Origin of the sequence: Dermacoccus sp. Tok2021 (genome assembly GCF_019895135.1) — a bacterium.
Taxonomy (GTDB): domain Bacteria; phylum Actinomycetota; class Actinomycetes; order Actinomycetales; family Dermatophilaceae; genus Dermacoccus; species Dermacoccus abyssi.
On record NZ_JAGTHU010000004.1, the window covers coordinates 72,973 to 94,755 of the forward strand.

At 68.0% G+C, this 21,783-nt stretch carries 22 protein-coding genes; 1 reads left to right on the top strand and 21 read right to left on the bottom strand.

The window, feature by feature from the left end; genetic code table 11:
- Window positions 1-55: 55 nt before the first annotated feature.
- The 19 genes from ilvN to K9D12_RS04090 all read right to left on the bottom strand — a co-directional run bounded on the left by ilvN (window position 56) and on the right by K9D12_RS04090 (window position 18,662).
- On the bottom strand, window positions 56-568 hold the full coding sequence (ilvN, locus tag K9D12_RS04000) for an acetolactate synthase small subunit (protein WP_047311329.1): 513 nt from the start codon (window positions 566-568) through the stop codon (window positions 56-58).
- Window positions 565-2,418 carry an acetolactate synthase large subunit gene (locus K9D12_RS04005; RefSeq protein WP_223059554.1) on the bottom strand — a complete coding sequence of 618 codons (1,854 nt, stop codon included), beginning with the start codon at window positions 2,416-2,418 and terminating at the stop codon, window positions 565-567. Before K9D12_RS04005 ends, ilvN begins: the two co-directional genes overlap by 4 nt.
- Before the next feature lie 239 nt (window positions 2,419-2,657).
- Complete coding sequence (locus K9D12_RS04010; RefSeq protein WP_129662802.1) at window positions 2,658-3,185, bottom strand: histidine phosphatase family protein; 528 nt, start codon at window positions 3,183-3,185, stop codon at window positions 2,658-2,660.
- Window positions 3,186-3,266: 81 nt separating this feature from the next.
- The gene (locus K9D12_RS04015; RefSeq protein ID WP_223059555.1) at window positions 3,267-4,001 is read right to left on the bottom strand and encodes a class F sortase; all 735 of its coding nucleotides are present in this window, start codon (window positions 3,999-4,001) and stop codon (window positions 3,267-3,269) included.
- A 97-nt stretch (window positions 4,002-4,098) separates the two neighbouring features.
- On the bottom strand, window positions 4,099-4,770 hold the full coding sequence (locus K9D12_RS04020; protein WP_165357826.1) for a hypothetical protein: 672 nt from the start codon (window positions 4,768-4,770) through the stop codon (window positions 4,099-4,101).
- A 154-nt stretch (window positions 4,771-4,924) separates the two neighbouring features.
- Window positions 4,925-5,530 (bottom strand): class F sortase, encoded by a 606-nt coding sequence (locus tag K9D12_RS04025; RefSeq protein WP_129662797.1) that lies wholly within the window; start codon window positions 5,528-5,530, stop codon window positions 4,925-4,927.
- A gap of 2 nt (window positions 5,531-5,532) precedes the next feature.
- Complete coding sequence (gene gatB / locus K9D12_RS04030) at window positions 5,533-7,044, bottom strand: Asp-tRNA(Asn)/Glu-tRNA(Gln) amidotransferase subunit GatB (RefSeq protein WP_223059556.1); 1,512 nt, start codon at window positions 7,042-7,044, stop codon at window positions 5,533-5,535.
- Entirely contained in the window at window positions 7,044-8,552 is a 1,509-nt protein-coding gene (gene gatA / locus K9D12_RS04035; RefSeq protein WP_223059557.1) for an Asp-tRNA(Asn)/Glu-tRNA(Gln) amidotransferase subunit GatA, read from the bottom strand. The genes gatB and gatA overlap by 1 nt, the downstream gene beginning before the upstream one ends.
- 22 nt (window positions 8,553-8,574) lie before the next feature.
- Window positions 8,575-8,871: an Asp-tRNA(Asn)/Glu-tRNA(Gln) amidotransferase subunit GatC gene (gene gatC / locus K9D12_RS04040; protein WP_223059558.1), complete on the bottom strand. Its 297-nt coding sequence runs from the start codon at window positions 8,869-8,871 to the stop codon at window positions 8,575-8,577.
- A gap of 102 nt (window positions 8,872-8,973) precedes the next feature.
- A complete protein-coding gene (locus tag K9D12_RS04045; RefSeq protein WP_047311322.1) occupies window positions 8,974-9,210 on the bottom strand; it encodes a glutaredoxin domain-containing protein in 237 nt (78 codons plus the stop codon).
- Window positions 9,207-11,426 carry an NAD-dependent DNA ligase LigA gene (ligA, locus tag K9D12_RS04050; protein ID WP_223059559.1) on the bottom strand — a complete coding sequence of 740 codons (2,220 nt, stop codon included), beginning with the start codon at window positions 11,424-11,426 and terminating at the stop codon, window positions 9,207-9,209. Before ligA ends, K9D12_RS04045 begins: the two co-directional genes overlap by 4 nt.
- Window positions 11,427-11,479: 53 nt before the next feature.
- The gene (locus K9D12_RS04055; protein WP_223059560.1) at window positions 11,480-12,529 is read right to left on the bottom strand and encodes a methionine synthase; all 1,050 of its coding nucleotides are present in this window, start codon (window positions 12,527-12,529) and stop codon (window positions 11,480-11,482) included.
- A 2-nt stretch (window positions 12,530-12,531) separates the two neighbouring features.
- Window positions 12,532-13,614: a tRNA 2-thiouridine(34) synthase MnmA gene (gene mnmA, locus K9D12_RS04060; RefSeq protein ID WP_047311319.1), complete on the bottom strand. Its 1,083-nt coding sequence runs from the start codon at window positions 13,612-13,614 to the stop codon at window positions 12,532-12,534.
- Window positions 13,614-14,756 (bottom strand): cysteine desulfurase family protein, encoded by a 1,143-nt coding sequence (locus K9D12_RS04065; protein ID WP_225910924.1) that lies wholly within the window; start codon window positions 14,754-14,756, stop codon window positions 13,614-13,616. Before K9D12_RS04065 ends, mnmA begins: the two co-directional genes overlap by 1 nt.
- A gap of 167 nt (window positions 14,757-14,923) precedes the next feature.
- Complete coding sequence (locus K9D12_RS04070; RefSeq protein ID WP_223059562.1) at window positions 14,924-15,880, bottom strand: electron transfer flavoprotein subunit alpha/FixB family protein; 957 nt, start codon at window positions 15,878-15,880, stop codon at window positions 14,924-14,926.
- Between the two features lie 35 nt (window positions 15,881-15,915).
- Complete coding sequence (locus K9D12_RS04075) at window positions 15,916-16,695, bottom strand: electron transfer flavoprotein subunit beta/FixA family protein (RefSeq protein ID WP_129662780.1); 780 nt, start codon at window positions 16,693-16,695, stop codon at window positions 15,916-15,918.
- Between the two features lie 113 nt (window positions 16,696-16,808).
- A complete protein-coding gene (locus K9D12_RS04080; protein WP_187035644.1) occupies window positions 16,809-17,336 on the bottom strand; it encodes a hypothetical protein in 528 nt (175 codons plus the stop codon).
- Between the two features lie 5 nt (window positions 17,337-17,341).
- Window positions 17,342-18,130 (bottom strand): enoyl-CoA hydratase/isomerase family protein, encoded by a 789-nt coding sequence (locus tag K9D12_RS04085; protein ID WP_223059563.1) that lies wholly within the window; start codon window positions 18,128-18,130, stop codon window positions 17,342-17,344.
- Window positions 18,131-18,134: 4 nt separating this feature from the next.
- Complete coding sequence (locus K9D12_RS04090) at window positions 18,135-18,662, bottom strand: hypothetical protein (protein ID WP_047311314.1); 528 nt, start codon at window positions 18,660-18,662, stop codon at window positions 18,135-18,137.
- A 33-nt stretch (window positions 18,663-18,695) separates the two neighbouring features.
- On the opposite strand from K9D12_RS04090, the gene glgX reads away from it, so the two are divergent.
- On the top strand, window positions 18,696-20,822 hold the full coding sequence (gene glgX, locus K9D12_RS04095; protein WP_223059564.1) for a glycogen debranching protein GlgX: 2,127 nt from the start codon (window positions 18,696-18,698) through the stop codon (window positions 20,820-20,822).
- Window positions 20,823-20,883: 61 nt separating this feature from the next.
- Here the strand turns inward: glgX and K9D12_RS04100 are convergent, their stop codons facing one another.
- The gene (locus K9D12_RS04100; RefSeq protein ID WP_370633449.1) at window positions 20,884-21,345 is read right to left on the bottom strand and encodes a hypothetical protein; all 462 of its coding nucleotides are present in this window, start codon (window positions 21,343-21,345) and stop codon (window positions 20,884-20,886) included.
- Window positions 21,342-21,707 carry a hypothetical protein gene (locus tag K9D12_RS04105; protein ID WP_223059565.1) on the bottom strand — a complete coding sequence of 122 codons (366 nt, stop codon included), beginning with the start codon at window positions 21,705-21,707 and terminating at the stop codon, window positions 21,342-21,344. Before K9D12_RS04105 ends, K9D12_RS04100 begins: the two co-directional genes overlap by 4 nt.
- Window positions 21,708-21,783 lie beyond the last annotated feature (76 nt).

A 21,783-nucleotide genomic window follows, 5' to 3' on the forward strand; every position in this document is an offset into this window, starting at 1 on the left:
TGGTTCGATTCTGCCCGCACGCGCCTTCGGCCCGGGCAGTGGGTTGAGGGAAGGCTCAGGCCTTCTTCTTGTCACGGGCGGCGATCGCCTTGGGCCCACGGCCCAGGGCGACGACACCCGACTGCACGAGTTCACGAATGCCGAACGGCTCCAGCGTCGCGAGCAATGCCTCGAGCTTCTCGAGCGTGCCGGTGGCTTCGATGACGACCGATTCGTTCGTCACGTCGATGATGTTCGCGCGGAACATCGTCACGAGGTCGATGATCTGCGAACGGGTGGCCGCATCGGCGCGCACCTTGAACAGCACGAGCTGACGTTCCACCGCAGAGCTGCGGTCGAGTTCGACGACCTTGAGCACCTCGACGAGCTTGTTGAGCTGCTTCGTGACCTGCTCGAGCACCTCGTCGTCGACGTCGACGACGACCGTCATGCGCGAGATCTCCTCGGACTCCGTCTCACCGACGGCGAGCGAGTAGATGTTGAAGCCGCGTCGGGAGATGAGGCCGGAGATGCGGGCGAGCACACCGGGCCGGTTCTCCACGAGCACGGACAGTGTGTGGCGGCTCATGCCTGCTCCTCCTCGTTGGGAATCTGCTCGTCGTCGGCGTCGTCGTCGTCGCGGTCCCACACCGGCGTGATGTCCCGCGCCATGGTGATGAGGTCGTTGCTCACGCCGGCGGGCACCATCGGCCACACCATGGCGTCACGCTCGACGACGAAGTCGATGACGACGGGGCGGTCGTTGATCTCGAGCGCCTTCTTGATCGTGTCGTCGACGTCGTCCGGGTGCTCGCAGCGCAACCCCACGCAGCCGTAGGCGTCGGCGAGCTTGACGAAGTCGGGCACCCGGCTACCGCCGTGACTGGTGTGCAGGTCGGTGTTCGAGTAGCGCTCGTTGTAGAAGAGCGTCTGCCACTGACGCACCATGCCGAGGCTCGAGTTGTTGATGATCGCGACCTTGATCGGGATGTTGTTGATGACGCAGGTGGCGAGCTCCTGGTTCGTCATCTGGAAGCAGCCGTCGCCGTCGATGGCCCACACGGTGCGCTCCGGCTCGGCGGCCTTGGCGCCCATGGCCGCCGGCACCGAGTAACCCATCGTGCCGAGGCCACCGGAGTTGAGCCAGCTGTTGGGACGCTCGTACTGCACGAACTGCGCGGCCCACATCTGGTGCTGACCGACGCCGGCCACGTAGACACCCTCGGGGCCGGTCAGGGCCGACAGGCGTTCGATGACGTACTGGGGCGCGAGGAGCGACTCGTCCTCCGGCGGCGTGTAACCGAGGGGGAACTTGTCCTTCCACTCCGCCGTCGTCGCGTGCCAGGCGTCGTAGTTGCCCAGCTCGACGTTCTCGAGCGCCTTCGCGAGATCGACGACGACCTCCTTGGCGTCCCCCACGATCGGCACGTCGGCGACACGGTTCTTGCCGATCTCCGCAGGGTCGACATCCGCGTGGATGACCTTGGCGAACGGGGCGAAGCTGTCGAGTGCGCCGGTGACGCGGTCGTCGAAGCGGGCACCGATCGTGATGAGCAGGTCCGCGCGCTGCAGCGCCGTCACGGCCGGCACGCTGCCGTGCATTCCAGGCATACCGAGGTGCAGCTCATGGCTGTCCGGGAAGGCGCCGCGCGCCATGAGCGTCGTCACGACGGGGATCTGCGTCTGCTCGACGAGGGCGCGCAGTTCCTCGTGGGCACCGGCACGGATGACACCGCCGCCGATGTAGAACACGGGACGCTCGGCCTCGCGGATGAGCTCGGCCGCAGCCTTGATCTGCTTCGCGTGCGGCTTCGTCACCGGGCGGTAGCCCGGCAGATCGATCGCCGGGGGCCAGGAGAACGTCGTCTTCGCCGTCAGTGCGTCCTTCGTGATGTCGACGAGCACGGGGCCCGGTCGGCCGGTGGAGGCGATGTGGAACGCCTCGGCGATGGCGCGCGGGATGTCATCGGCGCAGGTGACGAGGTAGTTGTGCTTCGTGATCGGCATCGTGATGCCGCGGATGTCCGCTTCCTGGAAGGCGTCCGTACCGATGGTCTTGGAGTTGACCTGTCCGGTGATGGCGACGATCGGCACCGAGTCCATGTAGGCATCGGCCAGCGGAGTGACCAGGTTCGTGGCGCCCGGCCCAGAGGTCGCCATGCACACGCCCACCTTGCCGGTGGCCGCGGCGTACCCCTGGGCGGCGTGGCCGGCGCCCTGCTCGTGGCGAACGAGGACGTGACGAACCTTGACGGAGTCGAGCAGCGGGTCGTACGCGGGAAGGATGGCCCCGCCCGGCAAGCCGAAGACCGTCTCGACACCCTGCGCCTCGAGCGCGAGGACGAGTGACTGAGCACCGGTCACGCTGGGCTTCTGGGGCTCTCGCCGCGCCAGATCACCCGGCGAAGGCGTGCGATCGGTCGTTGCCGCGTCGCTCATCTGTTGTCACCACTTTCGGCTGTTGGTAGCTGCACCGGTCTCGAACATCAAAAAATCCCTCAGCTCTGTGGGAGCGATGAGGGATCAGCGTGCGTCGTGAGTCGTGTTCGACTGCTCAGGACGCACGCTGCGTGAGTACGAGAATCTGTGCCATGCGGAACATTTTGTCGAGGTGAGCAGAGCGAGTCAACGATGTGAGACACCGATCTCACTAAGTGAGATCGGTGTCTCACATCTGGTCACAGGCCACCGGCTCGCACATCGAGGAGATCGCCTGCGCCCCGCGCGACGTCCCCCCAGCCGCCCTCGAACGCGACAACGGCAGCCGACGCCGGGACGAACCCACGCGTCAACGTTTCGAGATCACCGGCGTCACCAGCACCGGCCACCAGCTCGTACGCCAGCGCGGGGATCCCGGGTGCATGGCCGACGATGACCGCAGTCTGCGCCTCGGGGGCCGTCGCGTCGAGGTCGCGCACGACGCTCAGAAGCGAATCGACATCCGCCTCGTAGATCGCCGGCTCCATGGTGATGAGGACGCCATGTCCGGTGGCTTCCTGGATGGCGGCCCAAGTCTGACGGGTTCGCGCGGCCGGCGAACAGAGAACGGCTTCGCCGAGCAGGTCGTTCTCGCGTAGCCACTCCCCTGCTCGGGCAGCCTCGTCGAGGCCGTGGGCCGTGAGCTCTCGGGATTCGTCGCCTTCCCGGCCGTCGGGTTCGGCGGTGGCGTGACGCAGGAGGACGAGTCGGCGCACATTCTCGGACATGCGCCCATCATCGCCCCTTCTACTGCCCGAGTGGAAACCGGAACCCTAACGCGACACCGCCGATGTCGGCCGACGCGTCGATCAGACGGGCTTCGCCCATACGACGTAGTTGTTCGACCGGTGTTGCGCGTTGACCCACTGGCTGTCGGCGTCGCAGGTCACGAGGGCCACCACGGGAGTCGAGCTCCCACCCCACACGCGCATGTCGTTCTGCAGAGCCGTCTTGCCGACGCTCGCCTTGTTCGTGACGACGAAATCCTTGTGGGTGCCGTCGGCGTAGCTGATCGTCACCTTGCCGCCCACGGGGGTGCGGTGCAGGGAGTAGAAGATGTCCGGACCGTTGAGCGTCACGTGCCCGGCGAGCACGGCGATGCCCGGCATGCCCGGCTTGACGCGCCCGTATCCCGTGAACTGTTGGATGACGCCCCCGGGCGGATTGAGAACACCGTTGTTGAGGCCTCCGGGTGTGATCGCGTTGTTGAGGCCGATGCTCGGAATGGAGATGCGAACGGCCGCGGCTCGCGGCACACCGACAGACTTTCCGTTCGGCGTCTGAGTGCCGGAGGCCTTCGGCGCAGTGGCCGAGGTGGAAGCAGCCTTCTTCGATGCGGGACTCGAGGCGGAGCGCGATCCGGACGACGATGACGATGACGTTTTCGCAGACGGCCCGCTCCTCGTCGACGAACTGGACGCACTGGACGAGGTGGACGCCGCCACGGGCTCGGACGACGAGTCGTCACTGCCGCCACAGCCGGAAAGGCCGACAGCGCAGACAAGGGCGAGCGAGGCGAGGAACTTCCCCCGAGAGTTCTTCATGGCGATCATCCTACGGGTGAGCGGGACGCGTGATGCCCCACCGGAGCGAACTCCGGTGGGGCATCACGAGCGTCCGGTTCGGGACGATGTCAGCGGGTCACTTACGGCCGCGGCGAACGGCGATCGTGCCGCCGGCGGCGACGATCGCGAACGCACCGAGACCCGCGGCCAGAGCGGCCGTGTTGTCCGACTGCGGTGCGACGCGGTCGGTCTCGACCTTCGGGCCGGCCGTCGAGGTCGGGGCCGACGAGGTCGGCATCGGCGACGTGGTCGTCGAGGTCGGAGCCGGGGTCGTCGTCGTGCTCGTCGGGGACGGCGACGTCGACGTCGGAACGGGCTCAGCCGTCGGCGTACCGGCCGAAGCCCAGTTCATGACGGGCTGCGTCGTCGGCAGACCGGCGCAGGACGTGGGGACCTTGCCCGAGACGTTGAACGACGAGCCCGTGGTCGAGCCGGCGGCGTGGACCGTGATCGAGCGACCCGGAACGCGCGTCAGCGACTTGATCGAGCCACCCGAGGTGTAGGGGCTGACGTTCGTGCGCTCGAGCGGGCGGTAGCCCGACGCGGTGAACGTGACCTTGGCCTCGGTCTTGTTCAGCGTGCGGTAGCTGAACGAGAAGTTGGGGGTGCCGTTGTCGCACCAGTACTGCATGTTCGTGTACTGGAAGTTGCCGCTGATGCTCGTCCGGAACGCCGCCTGCGACGGGGCTGCGGTCGTGGCGACCATGGCGCCGACTCCGACCAGAGCAAGGCCTGCGAACTTCTTCATCGTGTCGTCCCTCTCGTGTGATTTCCCCGATCGGCGGAAAGCCCTGGTCGGGGCTTCACACCCACACGACCGAGACTCCCTCCCCGCCTCACATCGAGGCTAGAGCACATTCAGGGATCACACAGCAATACCCGGGGGTAATTTTAAGGAACGGTCAGTTAACAGGTTTCGTCCACACGACGAAGTTGTTGACGTGGTGCACTCCGACGAGTTCGGAGGCCGAATCGCAGGTGATGAGGGCGAGCACCGGCGTCTTCGAGGAGCCCCACACACTCTGGTCGTGGCGCAGTTCCTCCTTGTCGACCGACTTGACTCGGGTGACCTGGAACTTCTGCGACGACGTGTCGGCAAAGCGGACGGTGAGGCGTTGCCCCACTTTGACCTCGGGCAGTTTGGCGAAGACGTCGGGCCCGTTGAACGTCACGTGCCCCGCGATGACCGAGATGCCGACCTGCCCTGGGCTGACCGTGGCGTTGTACCACTGCGTCACACCCGGGGGCGGCGAGATCTCGCCGCTCTTGGTCAGGCCCATACCCGTGACCTTGCGGTCGAAGCCGATGGACGGGATCGCGAGCGACACGGGCACGCTGCCGCCCCCCTTGGGTGCAGTCGCCGTCGGAGCAGGTGTCGTTGTCGGCGCCTGTGCCGTTTCGACGTCGCTCGCTTCGTCGTCGAAGTCACGTTTGCGTGAACAACCGGCCACGCCGAGCAGACCGACCCCGGCCAACGTCAGCGCGCTGCGGCGGCCCACCTCGTTCATCGTCAGGCCTGGCCCAGCTGTTCGAGGATGATGGAACGCGCCTTGGCCGCGTCGGCCTGGCCCTTCATCTCCTTCATCACCTGACCGATGAGCGCACCAGCGGCCTGAACCTTGCCGTCGCGGACCTTCTGTGCGACGTCCGGGTTGGCCTCGATGACCTTCGTCACTGCGGCCTCCAGCGCACCGTCGTCCTGCACGAGTTCGAGACCGCGGGCGTCCGCAACCTCGGTCGGAGTACCTTCGCCGGTGAGGACGCCCTCGAGCGTCTGACGCGCCATCGAGTCGTTGAGACGACCGGACTTCACGAGCCCGTCGAGCTCAGCGATCGTCTTCGGCGTGACGTGACGCTGAACAGCGAACTCGACAAAGGGTTCACCGGCCTTGTTGGCCAGGCGGGCGATCTCGCCCGTCCACCACTTGCGCGCGCCCGCGGCACTCGCACCCGCCGCGATGGTCTCCTCGATCGTCTCGACCGCGCCCGCGTTGTAGACGTCGCGCATCTCGAGGTCGGAGAAGCCCCACTCGCCCTGTAGACGCTTGCGGCGCTCGGCGGGCGGCTCAGGCAGTGTGGCGCGCAGCTGCTCGACGAGCTCACGGCTCGGAGCGACCGGCACGAGATCGGGCTCCGGGAAGTAGCGGTAGTCGTCGGCGTCCGACTTCGGGCGACCGGAGGTCGTGACGCCGGTGTCCTCGTGCCAGTGGCGCGTCTCCTGCAGAATGGATCCGCCCTCGTTGAGGACGGCCGCGTGGCGCGTGATCTCGTACCGCACCGCTCGCTCGACCGAGCGCAGCGAGTTGACGTTCTTGGTCTCCGTGCGGGTACCGAACTTCTCGGCGCCCTTCGGCATGAGCGAGACGTTCGCGTCGCAACGCATCGAGCCCTGCTCCATGCGGGCGTCGGACACGTCGAGCGCACGCATCAGTTCGCGCAGCGCACCGACGTAGGCCTTCGCGATCTCGGGCGCGCGCCCCCCCGCACCCACGAGCGGCTTAGTGACGATCTCGATGAGCGGGATGCCGGCACGGTTGTAGTCGAGCAGCGAGTGATCGGCGCCGTGGATGCGACCCGTGGCACCGCCGACGTGCAGCGACTTACCCGTGTCCTCCTCCATGTGCGCACGCTCGATCTCGACACGCCACGGCGTACCGTCCTCGAGTTCGACGTCGAGGTAACCCTCGAAGGCGATGGGCTCGTCGTACTGCGAGGTCTGGAAGTTCTTGGGCATGTCCGGGTAGAAGTAGTTCTTCCGGGCGAAGCGGCACCACTCGGCGATCTCGCAGTTGAGCGCGAGGCCGATGCGGATGGCGGACTCCACGCCCTTCGCGTTGACCACCGGCAGCGCGCCGGGCAGGCCCAGGCAGACCGGGCAGGTCTGAGTGTTCGGCTCGGCGCCGAACTCGGTGGCACAGCCGCAGAACATCTTCGTCTCGGTGTTCAGCTCGACGTGCACCTCGAGACCCATGACGGGGTCGTACGTGGCAATCGCCTCGTCGTAGTCGACAACGGCATCCATCAGTTGTTCTCCTTCAGTGCCGGTGCCTGCGCGAGGAGCGGTGCGCCCCACTTCTCTTCGAGTGCGCGCTCGAGCGCGGCACCGACGCCGTACATGCGCTCGTCCTTCGTTGCCGGGGCGAGAATCTGGAAGCCGACCGGAAGGCCGTCGTCCGAGAGGCCCGCAGGCAGCGACATACCGGGCAGACCGGCGAGGTTGGCCGGGATGGTGGCGACGTCGTTGAGGTACATCGCCATCGGGTCCTCGAGCTTCTCGCCCAGCTTGAACGCGGTGGTGGGGCTCGTCGGGCTGACGAGCACGTCGGCCGACTCGAAGGCACGGGCGAAGTCGCGCGCGATGAGCGTGCGCACCTTCTGCGCCTGCCCGTAGTACGCGTCGTAGTAGCCGCTCGAGAGGGCGTAGGTGCCCAGGATGATGCGGCGCTTGACCTCGTTGCCGAAGCCCGCCTCACGCGAAGCGGCCATGACCTGCTCGGCCGACGGCGCGTCGACCCCCTCAGGCGCGACGCGCAGGCCGTAGCGCATGGCGTCGAACTTGGCCAGGTTCGAACTGACTTCCGACGGCATGACGAGGTAGTAGGCAGCGAGCGCCTGCTCGAAGCTCGGGCAGGAGACGGTGACGACCTCGGCGCCGGCGTCGGTGAGCGCGGCGACGGCCTCGTCGAAGCGGGCCTTGACGCCAGGCTGGTACCCCTCGCCGTCGAGCTGGGAGATGATTCCGATCTTCATGCCCTTGACGTCACCGCGACGGGCCGCGTCGACGACCGGCGGCACCGGAGCATCGATCGAGGTGGAGTCCATGGGGTCGTGACCGGCCATGACCTCGTGGAAGAGCGCTGCGTCGAGGACGGAGCGCGTGCACGGGCCCGCCTGGTCGAGCGAGCTCGCCATCGCGATGAGGCCGTAGCGGCTGATGCCGCCGTACGTCGGCTTCGAGCCGACGGTGCCCGTCACCGAAGCGGGCTGACGGATCGAACCACCGGTGTCGGTACCGACGGCCAGCGGCGCCTCGAAGGCGGCGACAGCCGCGGCGGAGCCACCGCCGGAACCACCCGGGATGCGCTCGAGATCCCACGGGTTGTGCGTGGGGCCGTAGGCGCTGTGCTCGGTGGAACTGCCCATCGCGAACTCGTCCATGTTCGTCTTTCCGAGCAGCGGCATACCCGCTGCACGAAGGCGCGTGACGAGGGTGGCGTCGTACGGGGGCACCCAGCCCTCGAGGATCTTCGAACCGGCCGTCGTGGGCTGGCCCTTCGTCGTGACGACGTCCTTGACGGCCACCGGCACGCCGGCAAGTGCGTGCACCGGCTTGCCCGCGCTGCGGTCTTCGTCGACCTGCTTCGCCGCGGCGAGCGCCCCGGAGGTGTTGACGTGGAGGAAGGCGTGCACGTCACCGTCGACGGCAGCGATGCGGTCGAGGTGGGCCTGCGTCAGCTCCACGGCGCTGACGGAACCGTCGGCGAGCCGGGCCGCCATGTCGGCGGCGCTGAGGCGGATGATGTCGCTCAAAATCGAACCTTTGCTCGTCGTGTCAGTCTTCGCTGAGGATGCGCGGCACCAAGAAGCGCTGCTGCTCGTTCGCGGGGGCGCCCGACAGCGCCTCGTCCGCGGTGAGCGACGGGCGCACCTCGTCCGGTCGCGTCACGTTCGTCAGGGGCAACGGGTGCGACATGGGCGGGATGTCGTCGGCCGCGGCCTCATTGACACTGGCCACGAAGCCGACGATGGAGTCGAGCTGCCCGGCGAAGGTGTCGAGTTCCTCGTCCGACAGATGGATGCGCGCCAGGCCTGCGACGTGCGCGACCTCGTCACGGGAGAGAGAAGACATGAGCCTCATTCTAGGTGGTTGTCGTGCGTGGAATCGGCCCGGTGCCGCCGGGCGTTCGGCTCGTGAAGCCAGGCGCCGACGGCGGGCCGAGCCGGGCGGTCGTCAGCCCTTGAGAGCACGCGCCACGAGCGCGGGGTCGGGGTTGGTGTGGGGGCGGCCGTCGATGACGACGGTGGGCACGACCTCGTTGCCGTCGTTGACCATGGCGACGAACTCGCGGGCCTCGTCGTCCTCCCAGATGTTGCGCCAGGTGGCCTTGTTCCTGCTCGCGCCGAGGGCGTTCTCCAGGCGCATGCAGAACACGCAGCCGGGGCGCCAGTAGATCGTCACGTCACTCATGCGTCGTCCTTCTCGTCGGTCGTGTTGTCGTTGTCGGCGATGGGCTGCGCGGTGGCGGCGTCCACATCGTCATCGGTGTCGTCGGCGCCATCACCCAGAGCTGCGGGACCGCCCTCGAGCAGAATCTTGAACTGCTCCTCGTCGAGGATGCGCAGGCCCAGCTCCTCCGCCTTCGTCGCCTTGGAGCCGGCGTTGGCTCCGAGAACGACGTAGTCGGTCTTCTTGCTCACGCTTCCGGAGGCCTTGCCGCCGCGCGCGATGATGGCCTCCTTGACGCCGTCACGCGTGAAGTCGTCGAGGGAACCGGTGGCGACGATGGTGAGACCGTCGAGCGTCTTCGTGATCGACGCGTCGGTCTCGTCCTCCATGCGCACGCCGCTCGTCGCCCACGACGCGACGATGTTCTCGTGCCAGTCGACGCCGAACCATTCCTTCACGGAGCGGGCGATGACGGAGCCCACGCCGTCGGTAGCTGCGAGCGCCTCCTCGTCGGCCCCACGGATGGCGTCGATCGAGCCGAACTGCGTAGCCAGTGCGCGGGCGGCCGTCGGGCCGACGTGCCGGATCGACAGGGCGACGATGACCCGCCAGAGCGGCTGGCTCTTCGCCTTCTCGAGGTTGTCGAGGAGCTTGAGCCCCGTGGCGGAGACGACGCGCCCGTCGCGCACCTTCTCCTCGGGGTCGTTCTTCTTCGCGGCCCGCGTGTAGATGCCTACCCGCGCAATGTCGTCGTAGGTGAGGTCGAAGAGGGTGGACTCGTCGGTGAGCACGCCCGACTCGAGCAGCGCGATGGAGCCCTCCCACCCGAGCGCCTCGATGTCGAACGCACCGCGACCGGCGAGGGAGAAGAGCCGCTCGCGCAACTGCGACGGGCAGGTGCGCGCGTTCGGGCAGCGGATGTCCTTGTTGCCCTCCCGCTCGTAGGCGAGCTCCGTGCCGCACGACGGGCAGTGCGTGGGCATGACGAATTCACGCTCGTCACCGGTACGCGCTTCGACGACCGGCCCGACGATTTCGGGGATGACGTCCCCTGCCTTGCGCAGGACGACCGTGTCGCCGATGAGAACCCCCTTGCGCTTCACCTCGAACGCGTTGTGGAGGGTGGCCATCTCGACGGTCGAGCCCGCCACGGTGACCGGCTCCATGACGCCGAACGGCGTGACGCGACCGGTGCGCCCGACGTTGACGGCGATGTCGAGGAGTTTCGTGTTGACCTCCTCGGGCGGGTACTTGTACGCGATGGCCCAGCGCGGCGCACGCGAGGTGTTGCCCAGCTGACGCTGCACGGCGACCTCGTCGACCTTGACGACGACTCCGTCGATCTCGTGCTCGACGGAGTGACGCTGCTCGCCGCCGTAAGCCGCGACGAACTCCTGCACCTGCTTCATCGTGTCGAGCACCTTGGCGTAGGGCGACGTCGGCAGACCCCATGCGGCGAGCAGTTCGTAGGCTTCGCTCTGACGTGTGATGTCGAAACCGGTGCGTGCGCCGATGCCGTGCACGAGCATCCGCAGCGGCCGTCGTGCCGTCTTCGCCGGATCCTTCTGCCGCAGGGATCCGGCAGCCGCGTTTCGCGGGTTCGCGAACGGCGACTTCCCCTCCTCGACGAGGCCCTCGTTGAGCTTTTCGAATGCCGCGACGGGGAAGAACACCTCACCGCGGATCTCGACGAGCGCCGGCACGTCCTCACCCTTGAGTTCGTGCGGGATGCCGTCGATCGTACGGACGTTGAGCGTGACGTCCTCACCGGTGCGTCCGTCACCGCGGGTCACGCCGCGCACGAGCTTGCCGTTCTCGTAGAGCAGGTTGATGGCGAGGCCGTCGATCTTGAGTTCACACAGGTAGTGGTAGGTGGTGTTCGCCTCTCGGGCGACGCGCTCACCCCACTCGGCCAGTTCCTCGGGGCTGAATGCGTTGTCGAGCGAGAGCATCCGTTCGACGTGGTCGACGGGGGTGAACTCCGTGGAGTAGGTGCCCCCGACACGCTGGGTCGGGCTCTGCGGTGAACGCAGTTCGGGGTGTTCGTCCTCGATCTGCTGCAGCTCACGAAGGAGCGTGTCGTAGGCGCCGTCGCTGACGGTCGGAGCGTCCTTGACGTAGTACGCGAACTGGTGGGCGTCGATCTGCTCGGTCAGCTCGGCTGCGCGCCGACGCACCTCGTCGGGCACCTCACTGCGCAGGGCGTCGGGAGCCTGTTTCGTCGTCTTCTCGCTCACGGGTCAATCCTGCCTCATGTCACCGACAGGGCCGGAACCGCGGGGCGTGAAGCTCAGTCGGACGTGTCGGCGAGCATCTGGACCGCCTCGACGGCGAGGCGCTGCACCGTGACGGCCTGCTTTGGCGCCAAGCCGGCGAGGCCGCACGCAGGGGTGACGACGATGCGGTCGTACTCGCCCGCGCCGAAGCCAATGCGGCGCCACATCCGCTCGAAGGCCTCGACATGGGCGCGCGGGTGGCGCTCGGCCGTCGACGTCGGAACGAGCCCGGCCCAGAGCGTCAGACCGGAGTCGATCGCCTCGCCCAGCGGCTCGAAGGCCGCCTCCGTGAGCAACGACGTGTCGAGGGACACTCCGTCGACACCGAGGCGGTGCAGCAGCGACACCGGTACGTCCGGCGCGCACGAGTGCACGACCACCTGAGCGCCCGCTGCTTTCACCGTGTCAACGACGTGGCCGAGAACATCACGCGCTTCACCGTCGTCGATGCGCCGCAAGCGCCCCACGCCCGACAGTGTCTTGAGTCCGCCGGACAACACGGCAGGAAGGGACGGTTCGTCGAGCTGGGCGATCGGCGACGCACCGGGCACGAGTGTTCGAACGTGCTCGAGGTGAGCAGCGAGTCCCGCCGCCAGAGACTGCCCGAGATCGCGGGTCGCCCCGTGGTCGCTGAGAACGCGGTCACCGCGCGGCAGCCACAGCGAAGCGGCGAGCGTCCACGGTCCGACCACCTGAGTCTTGAGCGGTCCGGTGTAACCGTCGTAGGCCTCGGCCACCTCGTCGAGGTCTTCGCCCAGGTATCCCCCGGCGCGGCGCAGGTCGCGGCTGCGCGACGATCCGGGAGGCGTCAGTCGCCACCCGCTCGGCTGGAGGTCGGCGGACATCTCGACGAGCAGATCGGCGCCGCGCCCGATCATGTCCGCGCCGGGCCCACGGGCGGGCTGCTCGGGAACGTACGGGATGCCGGCGCCGTCGGGCACGTCGCCGACGAGAAGATCACGCACGACGCGTACCGCGTCACGTGCACCCATCTCGGGCAACGAACCGACACCGCTCGCGCGGGGCCCCACCGTCTCGCGCGCGCTGCCCTGCGTCGCACTCATCGTCATCGAGGCGCTCGGGAAGTCGCCGTGATCGTGGCCGACCCGACGACGCGCGTGCCCTCGTAGAGCACGACCGACTGCCCCGGAGCCACACCACGGGTGCGCTCGTCGAGGCGGACGGTGACGCGCTCCCCATCAGCGCTGACCCACGCGGGAAACTCCTCGCCGTGGGCGCGCAACTGCGCTCCGAGGCGCACCTCACCGCTGGGCGGCGGGCCCGGCCAGCGCGCGTGCTCGGCCTCGATGACGTCGACGCCGAGCAGGTCGGCCGTGCCGACCACGACCGTGTTCGTCTTCGGCTGAACATCGACGACGTACCGCTTGGCGTGGTCCTCACGCGGCACCTTGAGGCCGAGGCCACGACGCTGACCGACGGTGAAGCCGTAGGCACCGTCGTGCCGGCCGACCACCTCGCCGTCGCTGTCGACGATGTCGCCGGGCTGCTTGCCGAGACGCTTCGCGAGGTAACCCTGTGTGTCGCCATCGGCGATGAAGCAGATGTCGTGGCTGTCCGGCTTGTTGGCGACGTAGAAGCCCTTGGAGGCGGCTTCCTCGCGGATCTGCGGCTTCGTCGTGTCACCGAGCGGGAAGAACGAGTGCGCGAGTTGATCGGCATCGAGCACACCCAGCACGTACGACTGGTCCTTCGCCATGTCGACGGCGCGGTGCAGTTCGCGACCGTTCGGACCCTCGACGATCTGGGCGTAGTGGCCCGTCGCGACGGCGTCGAAGCCAAGAGCCAAAGCCTTGTCGAGCAGGGCGGCGAACTTGATCTTCTCGTTGCAGCGCAGGCACGGGTTGGGGGTGCGGCCCGCCTCGTACTCGGCGACGAAGTCCTCGACGACGTCGGCCTTGAACCGCTCGGCCATGTCCCACACGTAGAACGGGATGCCGAGCTTGTCGGCGACGCGGCGCGCGTCACCGGCATCCTCGATCGTGCAGCAGCCTCGCGCACTCTCACGGAGCGTCGCGGCGGACTGGGAGAGAGCGAGGTGTACCCCGACGACCTCGTGTCCGGCCTCGAGCATGCGCGAGGCGGCGACGGCCGAGTCGACTCCCCCGCTCATTGCAGCGACGACGCGCATCACGACACCTTCCGGGTTGCTTCCTGGGCACGGCGGGCACGCTCGGCGACCGCCGGCAACTCCCGCAGGAAGGCGTCAACGTCGTCATCGGTCGATGTATGCCCGAGCGTGAGTCGCAGGGCGCCGCGAGCCTGCTCCTCGGGGATACCCATGGCCAGCAGGACGTGGCTCGGGCGCGGCACGCCGGCCTGGCAGGCCGAACCGGTGGAGCACTCAACGCCCGCCGCGTCGAGGAGGTAGAGCATCGAGTCGCCGTCGCAGCCGGGCACGCGCAAGTGGGCGTTGCCCGGCAGGCGACGCTCCACGTCGCCCGCCTCGTAGAAGCCGCTCACCGAGACGCCAAGGTCGAGTGCGAGCGCACCCTCGACGAGTCGATCACGCAGCTTCGCGAGGCGCGCGGCCTCACCCTCACGCGTGGCGCAGGACTTCTCGACGGCCTCGGCGAGGCCGAGGATGCCTGCGACGTCCAGGGTGCCGCTGCGCACCTGACGCTCCTGCCCGCCGCCGTGCGTCAACGGATCGAGCCGTGCGTCGCGCGCCAGGAGTAGCGCGCCGACGCCCTGGGGACCGCCGACCTTGTGACCGCTCAGGGCGAGCATCGTGGCACCGGAGGCGCCGAAGTCGACGCCGAGGTGACCTACGGCCTGCACCGCGTCGGTGTGGAACGGGATGCCGAACTCCGCACAGACGGCGCCGATCTCGGCGATGGGCTGCACCGTGCCGACCTCGTTGTTCGCCCACATGACGCTGACGAGGGCGACCGTGCGCGCTCCCCCGTCGGCTTCGAGCGCCGTGCGGACGGCATGCGCTGTGACGACCCCGTCAGCGTCGGGCTCCACCCACGTGACGCGGGCGTCCTCGGTCGCGACGAGTGCCTCGACAGCGTCGAGCACGGCATGGTGTTCGATGCCGCTCACAATGAGTCGGTCACGGGCGGCGTCGATGCGGCGCGTGGCGCGGTAGGTGCCCTTGATGGCGAGATTGTCGCCCTCGGTGCCACCGGAGGTGAAGATCACCTCGGACGGACGAGCTCCGAGGGCAGCTGCGATGCGCTCCCGCGATTCCTCGACGACGCTGCGGGCGTTGCGGCCACTCGTGTGCAGGCTCGAGGCGTTGCCCACGACGGCCATCTGCTTCGCCATCGCTTCGATGACCTCGGCGTAGATCGGCGAGGTGGCGGCATGGTCGAGGTAGACGCGGTTCGGCACCGTACAAGTTTAGGCCTCGGTGCAAATGGGCCCAATCACGCGAGAGCGCCCGGCTCCCTTTCGAGGGGAACCGGGCGCTCTCGGTGAGAACGATCAGACGATCAGTTCTTGGCTTCCTTGACCGCGTCCGTGGCCTGCGGGAGCACGTTGAACAGGTCGCCGACGACGCCGAAGTCGACGAGCTCGAAGATCGGCGCCTCCTCGTCCTTGTTGATGGCGACGATCGTCTTCGACGTCTGCATACCGGCGCGGTGCTGGATGGCACCGGAGATACCCGCCGCGACGTACAGCTGCGGCGAGACCTGCTTACCGGTCTGACCGACCTGGTTCGTGTGCGGGTACCAGCCGGCGTCGACGGCGGCGCGGGAGGCACCGACAGCAGCACCGAGAACGTCGGCGAGCGCCTCGACCGGCGAGAAGTCACCGTTCGTACCGCGACCACCGGAGACGACGATCGGAGCCTCGGTGAGCTCGGGGCGACCCGACTTCTCCTTCTCCTTGCGCTCGGTGATCTTGGCGCCCTTGGCGGCGTCGGAGACCGAGACGTCGACCGTGACCGGTGCGGCCTGGGCCTGCGAGGCCTGCGGCGGCGTCGAGTTCGGCTTGACCGTGATGATCGACAGGCCGGTCGTGGCCTGCGCCTTCAGGGTCCAGGAACCGGCGAAGACCGACTGCGTCGTGACCGGGGCGTCACCGTCGCCGGCCTCGACGTTTGCGGCATCCGTCGTCAGACCGGAGTTGGTCTTGACGGCGAGGCGCGCGGCGGCCTCGTTGTTCGTGCCCGAGGAGGGCAGGAGGATCGCGGACGGCGAGGCCTGCTCGACGACGGCGGCGAGCGCCTCGGCGAGCGGAGCCGGGTGACCGTCGAGGTCACCGTTGTCGACGACGTAGACCTTCTCGGCGCCGAACTGGGCCAGACGCGGACGAGCGGCGTCGACGTTCGAGCCGACGAAGACGGCGGACGGCGTGCCGATGCGACGAGCGAGCGTCAGCAGTTCGGCGGTCACCTTGCGGACCTGGCCATCGACGTGGTCGACCAGGACGAGAACTTCAGCCATGGTGTGTGTTTCTCCTAAGTCAGTGGGGTCGATGATCAGATGAGCTTCTGACCGGCGAGGAACTCGACGAGCTTCTTGCCGCCGTCGCCCTCATCGGTGATGACCTCGCCCTGCTCACGCGGCGGGCGCTTGGTCGTGTCGAGCACCTTCGTCGAGGCGTTGTCGAGACCGACCTGGCCGGCGTCGACACCGAGGTCGCCGAGGCTCATCTCCTCGACCGGCTTCTTCTTCGCGGCCATGATGCCCTTGAAGGACGGGTAGCGCGGCTCGTTGATCTGGTCGGTGACCGAGACGATGGCCGGGAGCGAGGCGACGAGCGTCTCGGAGGCGACGTCCGAGTCACGGCGACCGGTGACGTTGCCGTCGGCGACCTCGAGGGTGGAGACCTGCGTGACCTGCGGCAAGCCGAGGCGCTCGGCGACCATGGCCGGAACAACGCTCATGCCACCGTCGGTGGAGGCCAGACCGAACAGGACGATGTCGGGCTGACCGACCTTCTTGATGGCCTCGGCGAGGATGAGTGACGTCGCGAGGGCGTCGGAGCCGGCGATGGCGTCGTCGCTGACGTGGACGGCCTTGTCGGCGCCCATCTGCAGAGCCTTCTTCACGGCGTCCACGGCATCGGCCGGGCCGACGGTGAGCGCGGTGACCTCGCCGCCCTCGGCCTCGGTGATCTTCAGCGCAGCTTCGACCGCGTACTCGTCGAGCTCCGAGAGGAGACCGTCGACGTTCTCGCGGTCGGTGGTGTTGTCATCGGAGAACCCGCGCTCGCCCTGAGCGTCGGGAACGTGCTTGACACAGACGACGATGTTCATGCGTCTACCGTCCTTTTCGTAGGAGCTTGGTCCGTCTCGCGACACGTTACCCATCAGTAACGTGATCGTCGAGTCCTGGGTTGAGGTGATTTTGGTGACTGAGACCTGTGGCCTCAGCCGTGCGTCAGCTTCACGACGAGCATGCCGACGAGGGTGAGCGCGACGATGATCCACGGCAGGAGCCGGTTGAGCAGAGTCGAGCCCGCGTCGGCCCGGCCCTGCGTGAAGTCGGCGTGACGCCCGAGAACGGTGTCACCGACCGCCGCGGCAACCGCGATGATGAGGCCGAGAACGAACCAGATCGTGGGGTTCGCGCCCCAGACCTTCGTCGCGTCGGTCACCATGCCGGTCCAGCCGAGCAGAGCGAAGAACATGCCGACGAGGCCGGCGATCGCCAGCAGCAGCGCGCGGGTGCGGGAAAGGCCCGCCTCGCGTGCCGTCATGGGCTCGGACACAGGGATTTCCTTTCCGTAGGCGACCGGGTCTCCGAAGAGCTCCTTCGCCGTGGCGTTCTCACGGATGCAGGCCTCGTCCACCTCGCCGAGCGCGGCGTCGCAGGCCTGCGGGGAGGCGCCGCGAGCGCGCAGGGCCTCGAGAAAAGGCTCCTGCCACTCACGCTCGACCTTCCATTGCTTGATCATCGCCGTCAGCGACCCTCGAAGCGGGCCTTGCCCGGCCCGTGCTCGACGAACGACGCCATACCGATTTCGCGGTCCTTCGTGGCGAAGAGACCGGCGAAGAGCTGCGACTCCGTGGCTAGGCCCGTGGCGAGGTCGACGTCGGCGCTGCGGTTGATCAGTTCCTTCGCGAAGCGCAGCGCGATCCGCGGCATCTTCGCGTAGGCACGAGCACGCTCGAGGGCCGCCTCGTACGCCGTGCCGGCGTCGACGAGCTCGTCCACGAGGCCGATCTCGAGGGCCTCGTCTGCCTTGACGAAGCGGCCGCTGAAGACGAGGTCCTTCGCCTTGGACTGCCCGACGAGCCGGACGAGGCGCTGCGTACCGCCGGCACCCGGGATGAGGCCGAGGAGGATCTCGGGCTGGCCGAGCGTGGCCTCCTTGGAGGCGACGCGGAAGTCGCACGTCATGGCCAGTTCGCAGCCGCCGCCGAGGGCGTACCCCTCGATGGCGGCGATCGTCGGGATCGGCAGTTCCGCCAGGGCGCGGTAGGCGTCCTGGATGAGGTGCGCGCGCTCGACCATGTCGACGTAGTCGAATGCCTGCATCTCCTTGATGTCGGCGCCGGCTGCGAAGACCTTGTCGCCGCCGGTGATGATCGCGGCGCGCACGCTCTCGTCGGCACCGATGTCGGCCGCGGCGCGCCCCAGGCTCTCCTGGACGTCAGCATCGATCGGGTTCATCTTCGGTCGGTCGAGGCGGATCGTGGCGATGCCGTCCTCGATCGTGACCTTGATCCACTGGCCGTACTCGCTCATGCGATCAGGCCTCCGGCGTGGGCTGCTCGCCGTCCGTCTGCGCGAACGCGGGCACGCCACCCTCGGCCGCGTGCGGGCCGTCGGAGTTGACGCTCTGGTGCCACAGCTGGGTGGCCTGCAGGATCATCTGCGTCGTCGAGGGAAGAACCATCTGCAGGTCGAGGTCCGGCGTGACGAGGTGCTCACCGGAGACAACGACCATGTCGCGGGCGATGCCGACCTTGACGATGTTGAGGCTGAGCGTGACGTCGTTGGCCGCGTTGAGGCGCTTGGCGAGGTCGGACGTGATGTCGTCCGTGATCTGCCACTGGCCGAAGAGGCGGACGAGGTCGATCTCGCCCTCCATGACGCGCACGAAGAGGTTTTGGTCCTCGACCGTGTACATGACGTCGCCGTCGGAGTCGATCTGCGGGTTGAAGCCGAAGCCGTTCAGCACACCGACGACCTTGTCGGTGAGGGATGCGGACGCGCCGTCACCACCGGCTGCGGGGGTGGGCTGGCCGAAGTTCGGAAGCGCTGTGGGATCAGTCATACGGCAAACCTACCCACTCTTATCCTTGTTCGCATGACTGCCCCGCCACGAGTCTTCGCTCATCCCCCCAAGCCCGGCGTCACACTCGAGCGCGGCGGCGTCACATTTTGCGTCTACGCAGGCCACGCCGAGCGGGTCTGGCTGTGTCTCTTCGACGGCGAGAACGAGACGCGTCACGCGATGAGCGACGTCGGCGGTGGCCTGTGGGCGATCTTCCGCGACGACGCGGGCTTGGGCACCCGCTACGGCTACCGCGTTCGCGGTCGCTGGGCCCCCGATCAGGGCTATCGCCACAACGAGGCCAAGCTGTTGCTCGACCCCTATGCGCAGGCGGTCGACGGTGAGGTCACCTGGCGCCCCGAGGTTTTCGGCCACGTCGTCGACGAGGCGTTCCACGGCGACGACGCCGTGCGCGACGAACGGGATTCGGCGCCCTACGTGCCGCGCTCGGTCGTCGTCGACGAGACCTATGACTGGGGTGACGATGCGTCCGGCCCCCGTGTGCCGATGGCCGACACGGTCTTCTACGAAACCCATGTGGCCGGGTTCTCACGCCTCAACCCCGAGGTGCCCGAGCACCTGCGTGGCACCTACGCCGGTTTGGCTCACCCCGCCTCGATCGCACACCTGCGCTCGCTCGGCGTCACGTCGGTGGAGCTGCTGCCCGTGCACGCATTCACGGACGAACCGCACCTCGTGAAGCTCGGTCTGACGAACTACTGGGGCTACAACACGCTGGGATTCCTCGCCCCGCACGCGGCGTACGCGTCAGCAACCGATCCCCAGGCCGTGACTCGCGAGTTCAAGGACATGGTCAAGGCCCTGCACGCCGCGGGTCTCGAGGTGATCCTCGACGTCGTCTACAACCACACCGCCGAGCAGGGCGGGCACGAGGGCGCCACGTTCTCACTGCGCGGCCTCGACAACCGTGCGTACTACCGCCTCGACGAGCACGGGCGCGACATCGACGTCACCGGCTGCGGCAACAGCGTCGACGTCCGACACCCGGCCGCGATGCGGCTCGTGCTCGATTCGCTGCGCCACTGGGTGACGACCTACCACGTCGACGGCTTCCGCTTCGACCTCGCCGTGACCCTGGGTCGCGCGCCCGGGGACGACTTCGATCCGAACGCTGCCCTGCTCATGGCGATGCGCACCGACCCCGTCCTTTCGCAGGTCAAGCTCGTGGCAGAGCCGTGGGACATCGGCCCGAACGGTTGGCGGACCGGCCAGTTCCCCCCCGGCTTCAGCGAGTGGAACGACCGGTTCCGCAACACGGTGCGTGACTTCTGGCTCGGGGACGTGGCGCGCGCCGGCGCCGGGCAACCCGGCCAAGGCATCGCCGATCTCGCGACGCGCCTCGCCGGATCACGCGACCTGTTCGCCGGCCCGCTACGCCGCTCGCAGGCCGGGGTCAACTACGTCACGGCACACGACGGCTTCCCGATGGCCGACCTCACGGCGTACGACTCGAAGCACAACGAGGCCAACGGCGAGCACAACCACGACGGCACGAGCGACAACCGTTCGTGGAACCACGGCGTCGAGGGCCAGAGCGACGACCCGTCGATACGGGCTGCGCGCCTGCGGACGGTGCGCAACCTGCTCGGCACTCTGTTGCTGTCGGCCGGCGTCCCGATGATGACGGCCGGCGACGAGTTCGCCCGCACCCAGGGCGGTAATAACAATGCGTACTGCCAGGACAACGAAACCAGTTGGCTCTCCTGGGATCACGACGCCGACCAGCGTCAGCTCGTGGCAACGACCCGTCATCTCACAAGCCTGCGCGAACGCTTCTCCGTCCTGCGGCACACGACGTTCTTCCCCGGCGCGAGCGATGCCAGTGACGTGGCGGACCTGCGGTGGTTCGGAGCGCACGGCCGCACGCTCACCGCGGACGAGTGGAACGACCCGAGTGTCCACACGGTGCAGGCGCACTTCGACGGCTCACGCGAGCACGAGGAGTCGCTCCTACTGGTGCTGCACAACGGGCGGGGGGACGAGATCACCCTGCCCGAATCGGCGGGAGTGAACGCGTGGGAGGTGCTGTGGGATTCGAGTGTGCCCGACCCCGCCCAGCTCGCACCCGAGACGATCCCAGCTGGTTCTGCCAGGCCGGTGAACGGGCCGACGATGCTGGTCCTCACTCCGACGAGCTGACCGCTCGGCCGCGGACTGGCGAGCCCTCGCGACTCGATTGAGACGAGCGCCGGACGTCAGGTCAGCGGGTCGGCGCGCTCCGGCGCAGCCAGAGCAGACCGATGATCGGCAACAGAAGGGGCACGAACCCGTAACCCTGGCCGAAGTGCGACCACACGGTCTTGTCGTGGAACGCGTCGGGCTGGAGCACACTCCACAGCCCGACGATCAGGACACCGGCGAGTTCGAAACCGATCGTCGCCCGGGCGAGACGCACCGACGTCCGGTCACCGCGTGCCAGGGCCACTGTCGCGACGATGTAGACGATCGCCGCGAGCGCCGAGAGGAGGTAGGCGGCCGGCGCTTTCGAGAAGCTCTGGGACAACTGCATGATCGAGCGCCCCGTCGCGGCGAGCGCGAACAGGCCGTACACGGCCACGAGCATTCGTCCCGGTCCCGAGTTCACCGTTCGGGTGTTCCGGCTGGTCACGTCGCGCGCGTCCTTCGTCTCGTTCGGTGCGGGGTCGTTGTCGCTCGGGGTCACGGGTGACCGTTCCACAGCTGCAGAATGCGGCCGACCATGATGCCCAGGCCGACAGCGGCGAGCAGCAGCACCGCCGTCCCCCAGCGCGATTCCCGCTCGGCGATGGCCCAGAATCCTGCGACGGGCAGGACGATGAGCAGCCCGACGAGGTAGGCGATGAAGATTCCGGTGTTCATCCGCGGATCGGCCGAACCCGACGTCGCGATGCCGGCGACGAGCTGCAGCACGAGCAGCACCTCGACCGCGATCATGAGATAGAAGATCGGGTTGTCGATGGGACGCCCGCGAACCGTCGCGACTGCGGCGAGCAGCGCGAGCAGGGTGGTGGCGCCGAGGACGACGACAGTCAGGGGGACGAACACCCCGTCATCGTAGGCGGGCCTCATCTCGGCCCGCGAACCGGGCGCAAGCTCCGCTAATGCCCATGTGAGGCCGGTC

Coding starts and splice junctions, on each gene's coding strand:
- K9D12_RS04070 (WP_223059562.1), bottom strand. CDS start 15,880: ATGGCTGAAGTTCTCGTCCTGGTCGACCACGTCGATGGCCAGGTCCGC.
- K9D12_RS04065 (WP_225910924.1), bottom strand. CDS start 14,756: ATGGCGAAGCAGATGGCCGTCGTGGGCAACGCCTCGAGCCTGCACACG.
- K9D12_RS04015 (WP_223059555.1), bottom strand. CDS start 4,001: ATGAAGAACTCTCGGGGGAAGTTCCTCGCCTCGCTCGCCCTTGTCTGC.
- K9D12_RS04020 (WP_165357826.1), bottom strand. CDS start 4,770: ATGAAGAAGTTCGCAGGCCTTGCTCTGGTCGGAGTCGGCGCCATGGTC.
- K9D12_RS04005 (WP_223059554.1), bottom strand. CDS start 2,418: ATGAGCGACGCGGCAACGACCGATCGCACGCCTTCGCCGGGTGATCTG.
- K9D12_RS04045 (WP_047311322.1), bottom strand. CDS start 9,210: ATGAGTGACGTGACGATCTACTGGCGCCCCGGCTGCGTGTTCTGCATG.
- K9D12_RS04090 (WP_047311314.1), bottom strand. CDS start 18,662: ATGACTGATCCCACAGCGCTTCCGAACTTCGGCCAGCCCACCCCCGCA.
- K9D12_RS04025 (WP_129662797.1), bottom strand. CDS start 5,530: ATGAACGAGGTGGGCCGCCGCAGCGCGCTGACGTTGGCCGGGGTCGGT.
- K9D12_RS04085 (WP_223059563.1), bottom strand. CDS start 18,130: ATGAGCGAGTACGGCCAGTGGATCAAGGTCACGATCGAGGACGGCATC.
- gatC (WP_223059558.1), bottom strand. CDS start 8,871: ATGTCTTCTCTCTCCCGTGACGAGGTCGCGCACGTCGCAGGCCTGGCG.
- mnmA (WP_047311319.1), bottom strand. CDS start 13,614: ATGCGCGTCGTCGCTGCAATGAGCGGGGGAGTCGACTCGGCCGTCGCC.
- gatB (WP_223059556.1), bottom strand. CDS start 7,044: ATGGATGCCGTTGTCGACTACGACGAGGCGATTGCCACGTACGACCCC.
- K9D12_RS04075 (WP_129662780.1), bottom strand. CDS start 16,695: ATGAACATCGTCGTCTGTGTCAAGCACGTTCCCGACGCTCAGGGCGAG.
- K9D12_RS04080 (WP_187035644.1), bottom strand. CDS start 17,336: ATGATCAAGCAATGGAAGGTCGAGCGTGAGTGGCAGGAGCCTTTTCTC.
- K9D12_RS04010 (WP_129662802.1), bottom strand. CDS start 3,185: ATGTCCGAGAATGTGCGCCGACTCGTCCTCCTGCGTCACGCCACCGCC.
- glgX (WP_223059564.1), top strand. CDS start 18,696: ATGACTGCCCCGCCACGAGTCTTCGCTCATCCCCCCAAGCCCGGCGTC.
- K9D12_RS04055 (WP_223059560.1), bottom strand. CDS start 12,529: ATGAGTGCGACGCAGGGCAGCGCGCGCGAGACGGTGGGGCCCCGCGCG.
- ilvN (WP_047311329.1), bottom strand. CDS start 568: ATGAGCCGCCACACACTGTCCGTGCTCGTGGAGAACCGGCCCGGTGTG.